This window comes from Limosilactobacillus vaginalis DSM 5837 = ATCC 49540 (genome assembly GCF_000159435.1).
In the GTDB taxonomy this organism is placed as follows: domain Bacteria; phylum Bacillota; class Bacilli; order Lactobacillales; family Lactobacillaceae; genus Limosilactobacillus; species Limosilactobacillus vaginalis.
Genome location: NZ_GG693455.1, coordinates 1 through 294, shown reverse-complemented (window position 1 = coordinate 294; position 294 = coordinate 1). Strand labels below are relative to the sequence as shown.

The following is a 294-nucleotide window of genomic DNA, read 5'->3' as shown; positions in this document are numbered from 1 at the left end:
AATTAAAGCAGTTGAAAGTGGCTATGATGCGCAATACTTTAGCTAATAAGAATCAAGAATCTCCGGTAATTAGATTTAATAATTTTAATGATAATTGGGTTCAAGTAACGTTTAAACACTTATTGAATTATGAACGACCAGACAAATATATGGTTAAAAATACTGATTACTTAAAGCAGGGTATTCCAGTTTTAACAGCTAATAAAAGCTTTGTTTTAGGATATACTAATGAGCACAATATTTATGACAAAGGTAGTGCTATTATTTTTGATGATTTTACTTTGGATAATAAGT

At 27.9% G+C, this 294-nt stretch carries 1 protein-coding gene; it reads left to right on the top strand.

All coding sequences use genetic code 11. From position 1 onward, the window contains the following. Positions 1–294 (top strand): restriction endonuclease subunit S domain-containing protein (locus HMPREF0549_RS09945; protein ID WP_003717993.1); only part of this gene is annotated, 294 nt, incomplete at both ends.